Annotated in this window: 13 protein-coding genes; 5 read left to right on the top strand and 8 right to left on the bottom strand. The window is 67.4% G+C overall.

The window, feature by feature from the left end:
* Positions 1 to 280: 280 nt before the first annotated feature.
* Positions 281 to 559, top strand: a complete 279-nt coding sequence (locus tag C1N74_RS03975; RefSeq protein WP_137750021.1) for a hypothetical protein — start codon at positions 281 to 283, stop codon at positions 557 to 559.
* A gap of 231 nt (positions 560 to 790) precedes the next feature.
* Entirely contained in the window at positions 791 to 1,123 is a 333-nt protein-coding gene (locus tag C1N74_RS03970; RefSeq protein WP_137750020.1) for a hypothetical protein, read from the top strand.
* Between the two features lie 3 nt (positions 1,124 to 1,126).
* Here the strand turns inward: C1N74_RS03970 and C1N74_RS03965 are convergent, their stop codons facing one another.
* On the bottom strand, positions 1,127 to 1,744 hold the full coding sequence (locus C1N74_RS03965; RefSeq protein ID WP_181405576.1) for a hypothetical protein: 618 nt from the start codon (positions 1,742 to 1,744) through the stop codon (positions 1,127 to 1,129).
* Between C1N74_RS03965 and C1N74_RS16750 the strand changes: the two genes are divergently transcribed.
* A complete protein-coding gene (locus C1N74_RS16750) occupies positions 1,694 to 1,999 on the top strand; it encodes a helix-turn-helix domain-containing protein (protein ID WP_137750018.1) in 306 nt (101 codons plus the stop codon). The genes C1N74_RS03965 and C1N74_RS16750 overlap by 51 nt on opposite strands.
* On the opposite strand, the gene C1N74_RS03955 is transcribed toward C1N74_RS16750, so the two are convergent.
* Together C1N74_RS03955 and C1N74_RS03950 are read right to left on the bottom strand one after the other, a co-directional pair.
* Positions 1,996 to 2,934 carry a hypothetical protein gene (locus tag C1N74_RS03955; RefSeq protein ID WP_137750017.1) on the bottom strand — a complete coding sequence of 313 codons (939 nt, stop codon included), beginning with the start codon at positions 2,932 to 2,934 and terminating at the stop codon, positions 1,996 to 1,998. The genes C1N74_RS16750 and C1N74_RS03955 overlap by 4 nt on opposite strands.
* Positions 2,935 to 3,150: 216 nt before the next feature.
* Complete coding sequence (locus C1N74_RS03950) at positions 3,151 to 4,170, bottom strand: LacI family DNA-binding transcriptional regulator (RefSeq protein ID WP_137750016.1); 1,020 nt, start codon at positions 4,168 to 4,170, stop codon at positions 3,151 to 3,153.
* 193 nt (positions 4,171 to 4,363) lie between these two features.
* On the opposite strand from C1N74_RS03950, the gene C1N74_RS03945 reads away from it, so the two are divergent.
* Both C1N74_RS03945 and C1N74_RS03940 read left to right on the top strand, forming a co-directional pair.
* Positions 4,364 to 5,299 (top strand): dihydrodipicolinate synthase family protein, encoded by a 936-nt coding sequence (locus C1N74_RS03945; RefSeq protein WP_023952166.1) that lies wholly within the window; start codon positions 4,364 to 4,366, stop codon positions 5,297 to 5,299.
* Between the two features lie 132 nt (positions 5,300 to 5,431).
* Positions 5,432 to 6,748: an Nramp family divalent metal transporter gene (locus C1N74_RS03940; protein WP_137750015.1), complete on the top strand. Its 1,317-nt coding sequence runs from the start codon at positions 5,432 to 5,434 to the stop codon at positions 6,746 to 6,748.
* Positions 6,749 to 6,752: 4 nt separating this feature from the next.
* Here C1N74_RS03940 and C1N74_RS03935 read toward each other — a convergent pair whose 3' ends face one another.
* From C1N74_RS03935 to C1N74_RS03915, 5 genes are read right to left on the bottom strand one after another with little or no spacing between them, the layout of a single operon-like run.
* Positions 6,753 to 7,730, bottom strand: a complete 978-nt coding sequence (locus C1N74_RS03935; RefSeq protein WP_137750014.1) for an alpha/beta hydrolase — start codon at positions 7,728 to 7,730, stop codon at positions 6,753 to 6,755.
* Positions 7,731 to 7,770: 40 nt separating this feature from the next.
* The gene (locus C1N74_RS03930; protein ID WP_103841132.1) at positions 7,771 to 9,072 is read right to left on the bottom strand and encodes an ABC transporter ATP-binding protein; all 1,302 of its coding nucleotides are present in this window, start codon (positions 9,070 to 9,072) and stop codon (positions 7,771 to 7,773) included.
* A gap of 43 nt (positions 9,073 to 9,115) precedes the next feature.
* Positions 9,116 to 9,964 (bottom strand): carbohydrate ABC transporter permease, encoded by an 849-nt coding sequence (locus C1N74_RS03925; RefSeq protein WP_094262209.1) that lies wholly within the window; start codon positions 9,962 to 9,964, stop codon positions 9,116 to 9,118.
* Entirely contained in the window at positions 9,964 to 10,899 is a 936-nt protein-coding gene (locus C1N74_RS03920; RefSeq protein ID WP_036304657.1) for a carbohydrate ABC transporter permease, read from the bottom strand. Before C1N74_RS03920 ends, C1N74_RS03925 begins: the two co-directional genes overlap by 1 nt.
* Positions 10,896 to 12,158 (bottom strand): extracellular solute-binding protein, encoded by a 1,263-nt coding sequence (locus C1N74_RS03915; RefSeq protein ID WP_023952173.1) that lies wholly within the window; start codon positions 12,156 to 12,158, stop codon positions 10,896 to 10,898. The genes C1N74_RS03920 and C1N74_RS03915 overlap by 4 nt, the downstream gene beginning before the upstream one ends.
* Between the last annotated feature and the right edge of the window lie 15 nt (positions 12,159 to 12,173).

Raw genomic sequence — 12,173 nt, 5'->3', positions numbered from 1 at the left:
TGCGCGACCGCAGGGATCCGCTCCGCAGGCTTGTGAGGCCACGACACCCACGCCCACACCATCGGACGTTTCTCCGCCCACTCGAGCGGCTGCGGCCCATACGCCTGCATCGGGATCGTGCAGGGCGGGATCCGCATGATCGTCTGCTGCGACATATCCGCAGCCCGCCTGTCGATCGCATCCGCGTACCGCTTGTTCGTCCCCACCTGGCCGGGTACCCCTTCCTCCGGCCGAGAGACTGCCATGCTACGCCGACATCGCGTAGCGTTACGCTCGCGTCATGACGTGGTGGGGAAAGAACCTCCGGGTGTGGGCCGGGCCGATGTTCCCGCTGCTCATCATGCAGCTAGTCATCTGCGCCGGCATAGTGATCGTCAACGGCGTGGGCCTGGTCATTCGCGACTTCGACGTCTCGAGGACGGTGTTACTCGTCGCCTTTGGGATGCTGCTCGTCTGGTTGCTTGCCACCCTCGTGGGCGTCATGCGACTGAGAGCAACCGAACGACGCGCCGCAACCAACGCCAGCGAAGTAGGCGAAGAGGGCGGCAGCGTGACATGACGCCTAAGCAAGATGACGGCTTCGACATCGGCTCCGAGCCGCGCTGCGAGGTCTGTGGGACCGTCATGCGTACGCTCGACGGCGGCTACCAGTGCGGCGGGTGCGGGTGGGAAATCGACATCCCGTGGATCGAACGGCCCACCGATAGCGACGGTCTACCCGGAATCTTGGGCGGCTGATGTCTGAGCTCGCTCGTAGTCTCGCCCCATGGAAACTCCAACCTCAGCCGAAGTGATCGAGGCCTTCCGCGCCTTCCTGCAAGAGCGAGCAGATGCAGGAGTCGCTGCCGCCCGCGCCGTCTCCGATGTCCGGTACAAAGATCGCACGGTCACGATCGAGTTCGACGCGGCTGCCGCCGGCTTCGAGCGCGCCGCACTCTTGCAAGCCCTCCCGTTTGACAACTGGGCCGACTTCGCGGGGCAACCAATCGCGTTCGACAACCCGTCCTGCAACCGCATCCGTGCGGCTGTAGACCGCGTGTCTACACGCCTGGCGGACGGCCATGACCTCGGTAGCCGTTCGGCCGCCGAAATCTACCGCGCCGCAACGGGGCGAGCGATGTAACGGTCACATGTAGGGCCGCCACGCGGCAAACTCCGACTGAAGCGCATCAATCGACCGCTCGAACGCGATCGCCAAAGTTGTACAGTCGTCAGATTCCGTGGAGCCGCACTCAGCGTCAGACCACGCAACACCAGCGTCTGCCGCGGCTTCCCCTGCAGCGGTGAGTTCACCAAACAGAGTTGCCACCTCCGCCGGCGGGGTCGTCGCTATGAAGCCTTTCTTTCCTGCCGAGACAGCCAACTCATGTTCGATGGATGTGGTTTGGACCATGAAGCTCGCGGACGTCAGCATGAGCTGGCAATCCATAGCCCCGGCAGCGGCCGCGAGAGAGGAACACCCAGCTTCGTCCCAACCGTCTTGCCAGTCCTCCCAGCCGGCTTGTTGTTGCGCAACGAGCGATGCCCATTGCTCCGGCGTGCTGTCTTCCTTCACCTCAGCTTGCTGGGTGGTTGTCGGGGTCTGTAAGTCAGCCGGAGCAGCGCTCGCGCAACCCGAGAGAGCTGCGACGACGAGTAGAGCGATGGGCAGTGCAACGAGCTTGGACATGGCTTCCCCCGGTGTGATGTCTGAATGAAAGCTAGTCCACTTCTCACCGATAGGCGCACCATCATCACTACTCACGAGGCAACTGTTGACGCCGGAGAACTCGCCCGCATCTTGAACGTCAGCACAGACACGACCTATCGCTGGGCTCGCTCCGGAGTCATACCCGCGCTCAAGATCGGCAACCGGTGGCGGTTCATCGTCAGCGAAGTCCTCGAGAGCGTGCGCCAGCAGGCTGAGCCGCACCCCGACCCCTGGCACCAGTCACCGAGAAGCGCGGCAGCCAAGCAGGGGTGGGAACGCCGATGGGCGAGGGAACGAGGGTCGTCCTAGACGTCGCTGACGTCAGGCAACCTCTGTACAGACGCCAGAGTGGCCTCAATTCGGTCCGCCAGCATCGCAGCGCCTTTCGTTCGCCTCGACCTCAACTCAGGCAGTGCCTCGGTAGCGAGCCGCGCCAGCTCACGATACTGGCCACGTAGGCGTCGATACTCCTGCCCCAAAGACGGCCGGGATCCTCCAGCCCACTCGAGGATGACAGCGTGCCTACCCTCGCTCCGCGCGAAGGACTTACGGGCAATCTCATCCTTCTCCTCATCAGACAGCCATTCGAGATCTGTCCTGCCCTCAGCGATCGATAGCTCAATGTTCCTCTCGACGCGGGGTCGGACATCCCGTTCCTCGCTCGCGACCAAACGGATCCATCGAAGCGGATCGCGCTGGGCCAGCGCCATCGCAACCCGCTTCGCAACAGGCCACGGCACCAACCATCCGTCCGCATCCCGATAGGTATCAGGGTGACCCAGAAGCTCTGAAACGCTGATCCCACTGATGGCAGTCAGCCGTTCGGGATCATTCACCTCAAGGGTCCCACCCGGCTTGTATCCGATGAACGCAACGTCAGATGGCACGGCTTTGAGGACTATCGCCATGGCGGCGTCGCGCTCGTCCTGCACGAATGGGTGATCCACGGCCCGGGACCGACGATCGAGTGAGTCAATGTAGGCGTCGCGCGCGCCCCATGGAATTCGGCACCGCCTGATCGGTGACCAGGCCGCGCGTGCACCCATATCCGGATCCAGGTGCTGCACCTTGACCCGCTGGGGGCTACCTTCCGCGACCTCGAGAAGCTCCACCCGACGCCAGCGCTGCTTCTCAACGTGCCACCACAACCACTCCTCGCCGGCATCGAGGTGCGTCGGGTACTGCTCGGGGATCAGCTGCCCGACCTCGCGTGCTCGTCGTTCGATCTCGTCCCAGTCGCTCATCAGTCCAGGGTGTCCGTGAACCACCACGTAAGCCAAGCTGTCCGCCCAGAGTCCGCCAGAGATCCAATCGAGCCCAAGCGACCACAACGAAGCACAACCGGTAACGTGCAGGTCAGAAGGCATATCCCACTCTCGCCCGTCAAAGGCAACCAGCAGGATGCAGTTCGTCAACTACCGGTAAGGCTCGGCGCCGACAGACCCCACCAGCGCTGCGGCTCAGCGGCGCGGGGCCGTCGACGCGCGCGGGATGAGGGTCGGTAGCGCGCGCACGATCTGCGGCGTCGCGGGATCGGTCGCTAGCAGGATGTCGAGAGCCGACGAGGCGATCTGGTCGAATGGCGTCCGCACCGACGTCAGCGGCACGGGCAGGCGTGACACGAGCGAGATGTCGTTGTACCCGACGATCGAGAGGTCCTTCCCCGTCTCGAGCCCCAGGGATTGCGCGACGCTGAGCACTCCGATCGCGAGATTGTCGTTGGCCGCGAAGATCGCCGTGGGGCGAGAGGTACCGCCCAGGAGCGTCTCGGCGGCCTCCATCCCGTGGTCGAGGCCGTAGCCGACCGCCATCACCCGCTCCTCGGGCAGGTCGACGCCGGCTTCAGCGAGAGCGCGGTTCGCGCCGCTGCGCCGGTCGCGTCCGCTCGAGGTGAACCAGGAGCCCGTGACGACGGCGATGTCGCGGTGTCCGAGGTCGAGCAGGTGCCGCATCGCGAGATAGCCGCCGGTCTCGTCGTCGCCGAGCGAGGCGGGGCTGACCCCGTCGGTCCGCAGCGCGAGCACGTGGGGGATGCCGCGCTCGCGCAGCGACGCCGGAAGCGAGTCGTCGATGCGCGCGGTCGCGAGGACGAGCCCGTCGACGTTCCGGTCGAGCAGGGTCTCGGTCGCGCGGCGCTCCTCGTCACCGTCGTCGCCGCACGTCGCGACGACGGCGAAGTAGCCCCGCTGCCGCGCGGCCCGCTCGACCGCCTCGAACATGAGCGCCATGACCGCGTCGGTGAGTCTGGGCACGAGCACGCCGATGGTGCCCGTGGCGCCACGTCGGAGCCCCGAGGCGAACACGTTGCGGCGATAGCCGAGCTCTTCGGCGATTGCGCGAACGCGTTCGGCCGTCGCCGACCGGGAGGGCGGAGTGCGATCGTCCAGGATGCGGCTCACGGTCGAGATGCTGACACCCGAGGCCGTCGCCACGTCTTTGAGCGTCACGACGTGTCTGATGTTCCGGTCGCCCTCGGCCATGTCCTGCCTCCCTCGCCGAGCCTACCGGTGACACGCACGCCGGCGAGAACCTTCCCGAGAACGTTCCCGAACCGCTTGACATCGATGGCGAGCAGGTCCAAACTGCAAACGTTCCCGCAAACGTTATTGGTTTCGGGATCAGCCAACCGGCACCTCCCGATCTCGACGACGAGACCTCACCCAAGGAGACGACATGGTCCTCGACCTCCGCGGACTCAACCCCGCCCCCGTCACCCCGTTCACCGTCGACGGCGACGTCGACTACGCAGCCATCTCGCGGCTCGGCTCGTGGCTCGGATCGATCGAGGGGGTGAAGAGCCTGGTCGTGCTCGGCCACGCCGGCGAGGGAACATTCCTCACCGAGAAGGAGCAGCTCGACGTCATCCGGGCCTTCCGCGACTCCGTGGAAGACCGGCTGCCGATCATCGCCGGCATCACGAAGGAGGGCAACGCCACCGCCGCGCTCGAGGCGAAGGATGCCGCGGCCGCCGGAGCGCGCGGCGCTCTGGTCTACCCCTCGCACGGCTGGCTGCGTTTCGGATTCCAGCCCGGTGCGCCGCAGACGCGATACCGCGCGATCTGGGAGGAGTCGGGGCTCGAGGAGATCCTCTTCCAGTACCCCGACAACACCAAGGCCTCGTACGACCTCGACACCCAGCTCGAGATCGCAGGCCAGGAGGGCGTGAACCACACCAAGAACGGCGTCCGGAACATGCGTCGGTGGTACACCGAGATCCCGGCACTGCGCGCGGCGTACCCCGACCTGCAGATCCTGTCGTGCCACGACGAGTACCTCCTGCCGACGATGTTCGACGTCGACGGCCTGCTCGTCGGCTACGGGAACATCGCGCCCGAGCTGCTGGTCGACCTGATCGCCGCGGGCAAGGCGCGCGACTACGCCGCTGCCCACGCCATTCACGAGCGCCTGCTCCCGGTGACGAAGGCCGTCTACCACCGCGGCTCGCACATGGAGGGCACCGTCGCCCTGAAGTGGGGCCTGGTCAACCGTGGCATCCTGGACCACGCGACGGTCCGGGAGCCGCTGCTGCCCCTCCCCGCCGGCGCAGACGCCGAGATCGCCGCGGCCTTCGCCTCGGCCGAGCTCGGCAGCGTCACCGTTCCCGCGTAAACCACCACGGGCGGCCGGACCCCGCATCCGGCCGCCCTCCCTCCACCCCGTTCCGCTCCCCGACGCGTCGCAGCGCCGGCTCGAAGTCAATGACGACTGCGCGGCATCCCGCCGCCCTCCGAAGGAGTCTCCATGAGCGACCGCATCACCTCACGTCCCCCCGCCACTCCCGCGACCGGCCACGGCCGGATCTCGACCGAGACGGTGCGGAGCATCGTCGGCAAGAACCCCGTGCGACGAACGTTCTGGCGTCGCCTCGCCCTGATCGGCCCCGCATTCGTGGCGGGAGCCTGGCAGTTCGGTCCGGGAAACCTCACCACCGCGATGAACGCGGGAGCAGGATACGGCTACGCCCTGATCTGGGTGATCATCGTGTCGACGCTGCTGATGGTCTTCTTGACCGACATGAGCGTGCGGCTCGGCATCCGAACGCCCGTCTCGCTCATCTCCTCCATCAAGGACAGCCTCGGCCGGTGGACCGGCGTCGCAGCCGGCATCGGCGTCTTCCTCATCGCCCTCTGCTTCTCGGTGGGAAACGCCGTCGGATCGGGAGTGGGGCTCGCGATGCTGATCCCGGGCAGCTCTCCCGTCATGTGGACGGTGATCTGCACGGTCGCCGTCGCGACCATCCTGCTCATGAAGGGCATCTACGGCATCGTCGAAAAGGCCTTGATCGTCATCGTCGCGATCATGGCGTTCTGCTTCATCGTGTCGGCGTTCGTGTCGAACCCCGACTGGGCCGCTGCCGGCCTCGGGCTGATCCCCGTCGTCCCCGACGGAGCCTGGTTGCTCATCATCGGGCTCGTGGGGACCAACTTCTCCATCAACGCCGCTTTCTTCGCGTCGTACGGGACCAAGGCCCGGGCAAGGTCCGAATCGGAGTACCGCGACATCACGATCGTCGACACGATTCCCGGCATCGTCGCCCCGGGCATCATGACCGCCCTCGTCATCGTCGTGTCCGCGTCCGTGCTGTTCGACACGGGCACCCCGGCTCCCGGAGCCTTCGTCGGTCTCGCGCGCATCTTCGAGCCGGTTGCAGGACCGGTAGGCACCTGGATCTTCGCGCTCGGCTTCTTCGGTTCGGCGTTCTCGTCGATGATCCCCAACTGCATCGCCGGCGGCACCCTGCTCTCCGACGCCCTCGGACGCGGGGCATCGGCTGAAACCATCACCGCTCGGCTGGGCAGCGCGTCCATCCTCGCCTTCGGCATCGCGATCACCGTCGCGTTCGCCGGGACGTCGCCGATCGAGCTGATCGTGCTCGCTCAGGCCCTCACGGTGCTGTTCGCTCCCTTGCTGGCCGCCCTGATCATCATCATGGCGAACAACCGGGCGCTCATGGGCCCGCTTCGAAACCGCTGGTGGCAGAACGTGCTGGGTGTCATCGGCTTCGTCTCGGTGCTCGCCCTCTCGATCCGATTGCTCATCAGCATCATCGCGGGCTGAGCACTCACCGGTCGAGGCCGCTGACGAACGACACCAGTCGGTCAGCGGCCTCGGCGCGTGCGGACGCAGCCGAGAGGAAGACATCGTGCAGGGCGCCGTCGATGCGGGCGATCGTGACGGTGGCGGCGATGCGGGTGGCCGCGCGCGCGATGTCGTCGACGACGAGCACGGAGTCGGTCGAGGTCATCGTGTCGTTCCACCGCAGCGGCGAGGTCGACCGCGCCGAGAGCAGCACGAGAGCCGGGGCGCCGACGTCGACCCCGGCCGCGACACGCGCGTGCCCCGCGATGACGGCGGCGAGCCATGCCGGATGCGTCGGGAAACCCTGCTCGGGTCGCCAGCCGTCGGGAGCGTCGGGAAGGCTGCCGACCTCGCGCTGAGCCCGCGTGTAGAACCCGAGATCGACCACGGGATGGGCGCCACGCGGGTCGAAACGGGCCCGGACCTCGACGAGCGGCGCGACCGCCTGCCGCCCGAGGGGGCCGAGCTGCAGCTCGAGCCAGGGGCTGTTCAGCGCCACGGCCGCGGCGCGTCCCGGGTGACGCGCTGCCCACAGGGTGAGCGTCAGTCCGCCGGTGCTGTGCCCGAGGAGCACGAGCCGCCGGCCCTGACGCGCGGTGTCCATCACAGTGAGCGCGGCCTCGATGTCGTCGTCGTACACGTCGAGCGAGGTGACGTAGCCGCGCGCCTGACCGGGACGGATGCTGCGCCCGTACTTCCGCAGGTCGAGCGCGTGGAACCGCGCGCCGCGGTCGGTGAACAAGCGGGCGAGATCGGTCTGGAAGAAGTAGTCCGACCAGCCGTGGACGTACAGCACGTCGATGTCACGCCACGCTCCGAAGAGGCGGAGGCCCGGATGCGGCATCGCCCGCACGAGCGTCGCGACGACCTCACCCTCGTCATCGGAGCCGAGCGGAAGCGTCGTCTGCTCGAAGCCGGGGCCCAGCAGGTCGGGGCCCCACGTCACGTCATCCGCCCGCATGTCCCCACCCTAGGTCGTGGACATCGACGGATGCCGAGCGTCAGGCGGCGGAACTCTGCTGCGCACCTGAGCCCGAGCCAGCACCGGAGCCGGTGCGACGGGCCTCGCGCTCCTGGGCGCGCTGGAGCGCGCGCTTGCGCTGCTCGCGGGCGTCGTCCTCGAGCTTCGCCGCACGCTGCTCGTCGCGCGTGAGGTTCTCGCCCGTCTCGGGGTCGAACACGTGCAGCGAGTCGGGTGAGAACCACAGCGTCGCCGGATCGCCCGCGCGGATGTTGCTGAGCGAGTCGAGCGCCACGACGAGCTCGGTGCGCAGCCCCTCCCCGTCGAGATCGCGGTCGAGTTCGGCGAGCTTCTCGCGTACCGATTCCTCGACGTCGAACGGGATGTAGGCGTACAGCACCTCGCCGAGCCACTCGGTCATCTCGACGTCGACCTCGGCGCGCACACCACCCTCGAGCGGACGGTCCGAGGTCTCGGCATCCTCGAATGCATCGGGACGCACGCCGACGATGACGAGCTCGCGGTCCCCGATCGCGCGGCGCAGCCGGTCATCGAGCGGAACGTCGAACATCGGCAGCTTGAGAGTGTCACCCTCGACCGTGCCGTGCAGGAAGTTCATCGGCGGCGACCCGATGAAACCGGCGACGAAGAGGTTGACCGGCTGCTCGTACAGGCCGCGCGGGCTGGCCACCTGCTGCAGCTCCCCGCGGCGCAGAACCGCCACCCGGTCGCCGAGCGTCATGGCCTCCGTCTGATCGTGGGTGACGTAGACCGTCGTCGTGCCGAGCGAGCGCTGCAGGCGCGCGATCTCGGTGCGCATCTGCCCGCGCAGCTTGGCGTCGAGGTTCGACAGCGGCTCGTCGAAGAGGAACGCCCGGGCGTTGCGGACGATCGCGCGCCCCATCGCCACCCTCTGACGCTGACCGCCGGAGAGGTTGGCGGGCTTGCGGTCGAGGTGTTCGTCGAGCTCGAGCAGGCTCGACGCGCGCCGGACCCGCTCGTCGATCTCGTCGTCGGGCACGTTGCTCGACTTCAACCGCATCGGAAAGGCGATGTTCTCGTAGACCGTGAGGTGCGGGTACAGCGCGTAGTTCTGGAACACCATCGCGAGATCGCGGTCCTTGGGCGCCTTGTCGTTCACGACGTCGCCGTCGATGAGCATCTCGCCGCTGGTGATGTCCTCGAGCCCCACGATCATCCGCAGGAGCGTCGACTTGCCGCATCCGGAGGGCCCGACGAGGATGACGAACTCGCCGTCGGCGATGTCGAGGTCGACACCCTTGACCGCCGTGAAGCCGTCGTCGTACGTCTTCACGATGTTCTTCAGCGTGATGGAGGCCATGACGTTCCCTTCGAGGTCGACGCGGCGGCGGAGATGCTGGAGGTCATCCCTTGACCGCGCCCTGCGTGAGGCCGGAGACGATCCGGCGCTGGAAGATGACGACGACCACCACGATCGGGATCGTCACGATGATGGCTGCTGCCGAGATCGCGCCGGTGGGCTGCTCGAACTGCGACGCTCCGGTGAAGAACGACAGGGCGGCGGGCACGGGACGCGCGGCGCTGGTCGAGGTGAGCGAGATGCCGTAGACGAAGTCGTTCCAGGCGATGAAGAACGCGATGATCGCGGTCGTGAAGACACCCGGCGCCGCGAGGGGCACGACGGTCTTGCGGAAGGCCTCGAACGGCGTGGCACCGTCGACCTGCGCCGCCTGCTCCAGCTCCCAGGGGATCTGACGGAAGAAGGCCGCGAGGGTCCAGATCGCGATCGGCAGCGTGAGCGAGAGGTAGGGGATGATGAGGCCGAGCCAGGTGTCGTAGAGGCCGATGACCCGCCACAGGTTGAACAGCGGCGTCACGATCGACACGATCGGGAACACCGAGACCGCGAGTGCCGTGACGAGGATGATGCGCTTGCCGCGGAACTCCAGTCGGGCGATCGCGTAGGCGCACAGCGTCGCGAGCACGACGGCGACGAAGGTCGCGATGAGCGAGATCCCCACGGAGTTGCGCAGCGCTGGCAGGAACAGGTCCTGCGCTCCCCCGCCGGGCGCGAGGATCTCGGTGTAGTTCTCGAGCGTCCACTCCTGCGGGAGCAGAGTGCCCGAGAACAGACCCGACGGCGTCTTGAACGACGTCATGAGGATCGAGAAGACGGGGAAGAGCGACCAGACGAGCACCGCGATGATGATCGCGGCCCATCCGATCCGCTGCGGCCAGGTGAGCGTGCGCATCAGGAGTTCCGTCCCGTCGCCAGGTCGACTTTGAAGCCCTTGATGAAGATCGCGGCGATGATCAGGACGCTGAGGAACAGCAGCACCGAGATCGCCGAGCCGAGCCCGATCTCGAGGCGCCCGATCGAGGTGTTGTACGCGAGCAGCGACAGCGCCTCGGTGTCGTTGGCGCCGCCGGTCATGATGTAGATGTTGTCGAAGATGCGGAACGCCTCGAGCGTGCGGAAGAGCACCGCGACCATGATCGCGGCCTTCATGTTCGGCAGGATGACGCGACGCATGACCTCCCATCCGGTGGCCCCGTCGACCTTCGCGGCCTCCTCCAGATCGCCGGGCACCTGGGCGAGGCCCGACAGCAGCAGCAGCGAGATGAACGGCGTCGTCTTCCACACCTCGGAGAAGATGATCACCACGAGGGAGGTGCCCTGCTCGGCGAACCAGTTGAGCTCGGGGTCGAACCCCGGGATCCAGCTCAGCCAGTTGTTGACGTACCCGCCCGAGTTGATGTCGAACGCGTAGAACCAGGCGAAGGCCGCCACGACCGTGATGATGCCGTAAGGCACGAGGATCGCGGTCCGCGCCAGACCGCGGAGCTTCTTGATCGCCCGGTGCATCACGAGCGCGAGGAGGAAGCCGAGAATCAGCTCGAACAGCACGGTCACGACCGTGATGAAAAGGGTGACCCCCATCGACCGCCAGAACGCGGGGTCGCTGAGGACCACCCGGTAGTTCTCGAAAAGGACGAAAGACCGCTCGTCGGGGGCGGTGAGCCGCAGGCTGAACAGCGAATCGAACAGCGCCTGCCCGATGGGATACATCGTGACCAGCAGCATGATGACGAACGCCGGGCCCGCCAGCATCCAGCCCAGTCGCCCCTCCGCACGCGCCCGAGCGGAGCGCCGGGGCCGCGCCGCCGCACTCTCCCGCGTGCTCACAGCAGACGCTCCCCGCGCAGGACGGCGAGGATGAACTCGCTCGACGTTCTCGGAGTGGTGTCGGGGTCCACCGCTGCCGGCGGGTGCCACGTGCGCTGCAGCCCGATGGAGATCTCGTTGTAGTACGGCGTCTGCGGACGCGGCACACCGAGGTCGAGCGACTCGCGGATGGTGTCGGCCATCGGGAACTCCTCCTGCACGCGAGGGTCGTCGTAGGCGGCGGCGTTGGACGGCGGGTTGCCGTCGGTGACGAAGTACTCCGACTGGTTCTCAGGCTGGACGATGCACTCGACGGCCTGCCAGGCGAGGTCGGGGTTCTTGCTGAACGCACCGACGCCGAGGTTGATGCCGCCCACGGGAGGGGCGGCCGGCTCGTCGGCGTCGACGCGCGGGTAGACGGCCCAGCCCAGGTCATCGGCGATGGCGGGATCGGCACCGGTCATCGCCGGCCACACGAACGGCCAGTTGACCATGAACGAGCCCTGCTCGCCCTGGAACAGGTTCATGTTGGCGTTCTCGTCGGCGGTCGGCAGACCCGGCCCGCCGAGCCCGTCGGCACCGATGCGGTGGATGATCTCCGCGGCGGCCCGGCCCGCCTCGCTGTCGAGTCCGAGCTCGAGCTCGTCGGCGGGCGCCTCGGGGTTCTTCAGGATCTCGCCGCCGGCCGACGCGACGAGAGCATTGATCCACACCGTCAGCGACTCGGCCAGCGCGCCCTGGACGCCCAGCCGAAGATCCTGCTCTTCGGCGACGCCGATGATGTCGTCCCAGGTGACCGGCTGCGACATGTCGAGACCGGCGGCGTCGACCACCGACTGCCGATACCAGAGCAGCTGCGTGTTGGCCCAGAACGGCACGGTCACCAGCTCGCCACCCCAGCTTGCCGAGTCGACCGCACCCTGGACGATGCCTTCGGTGTCCTGCAGGTCGCCCGGGACCTCGTCGAGGAAGCCGGGCTCGGCGAGCTCGGGGATGAACGGCGGGTCGAGGCTCATGATGTCGAGCGAGGTGTCGCCGGCCGCCAGACGCCGGGCGAGCTGTTCGCGCTGCGAGGCCGCGTCACGCGGTAGCAGCGATGTCTCGATGCGATAGGCGCCGTCCGCGGCATCCGTGCAGGCCGCGGCGATCCGCGCTTGCCCGCCGTCGTCAGGGTTGATGTACCAGGTGAGCGTGGGCACGCCGTCATCGGGGGCGCAGGCGCCGAGCGTCGCTGCGAGTGCGACCACCGATGCGGCTGCCAGGACCCGGGTCGTGCGCATCGGGCCTCCTCGTTC

This window comes from Microbacterium sp. SGAir0570 (assembly GCF_005491085.2).
In the GTDB taxonomy this organism is placed as follows: Bacteria; Actinomycetota; Actinomycetes; order Actinomycetales; family Microbacteriaceae; genus Microbacterium; species Microbacterium arborescens.
This window is presented reverse-complemented; position numbering and strand designations above follow the sequence as displayed.

Excerpts from the sequence above, each read along its gene's own strand:
- C1N74_RS03940 (WP_137750015.1), top strand. The coding sequence starts at position 5,432 with ATGAGCGACCGCATCACCTCACGTCCCCCCGCCACTCCCGCGACCGGC.
- C1N74_RS03930 (WP_103841132.1), bottom strand. The coding sequence starts at position 9,072 with ATGGCCTCCATCACGCTGAAGAACATCGTGAAGACGTACGACGACGGC.
- C1N74_RS16750 (WP_137750018.1), top strand. The coding sequence starts at position 1,694 with ATGAAAGCTAGTCCACTTCTCACCGATAGGCGCACCATCATCACTACT.
- C1N74_RS03955 (WP_137750017.1), bottom strand. The coding sequence starts at position 2,934 with ATGAGCGACTGGGACGAGATCGAACGACGAGCACGCGAGGTCGGGCAG.
- C1N74_RS03975 (WP_137750021.1), top strand. The coding sequence starts at position 281 with ATGACGTGGTGGGGAAAGAACCTCCGGGTGTGGGCCGGGCCGATGTTC.
- C1N74_RS03935 (WP_137750014.1), bottom strand. The coding sequence starts at position 7,730 with ATGCGGGCGGATGACGTGACGTGGGGCCCCGACCTGCTGGGCCCCGGC.
- C1N74_RS03925 (WP_094262209.1), bottom strand. The coding sequence starts at position 9,964 with ATGCGCACGCTCACCTGGCCGCAGCGGATCGGATGGGCCGCGATCATC.
- C1N74_RS03950 (WP_137750016.1), bottom strand. The coding sequence starts at position 4,170 with ATGGCCGAGGGCGACCGGAACATCAGACACGTCGTGACGCTCAAAGAC.
- C1N74_RS03945 (WP_023952166.1), top strand. The coding sequence starts at position 4,364 with ATGGTCCTCGACCTCCGCGGACTCAACCCCGCCCCCGTCACCCCGTTC.
- C1N74_RS03915 (WP_023952173.1), bottom strand. The coding sequence starts at position 12,158 with ATGCGCACGACCCGGGTCCTGGCAGCCGCATCGGTGGTCGCACTCGCA.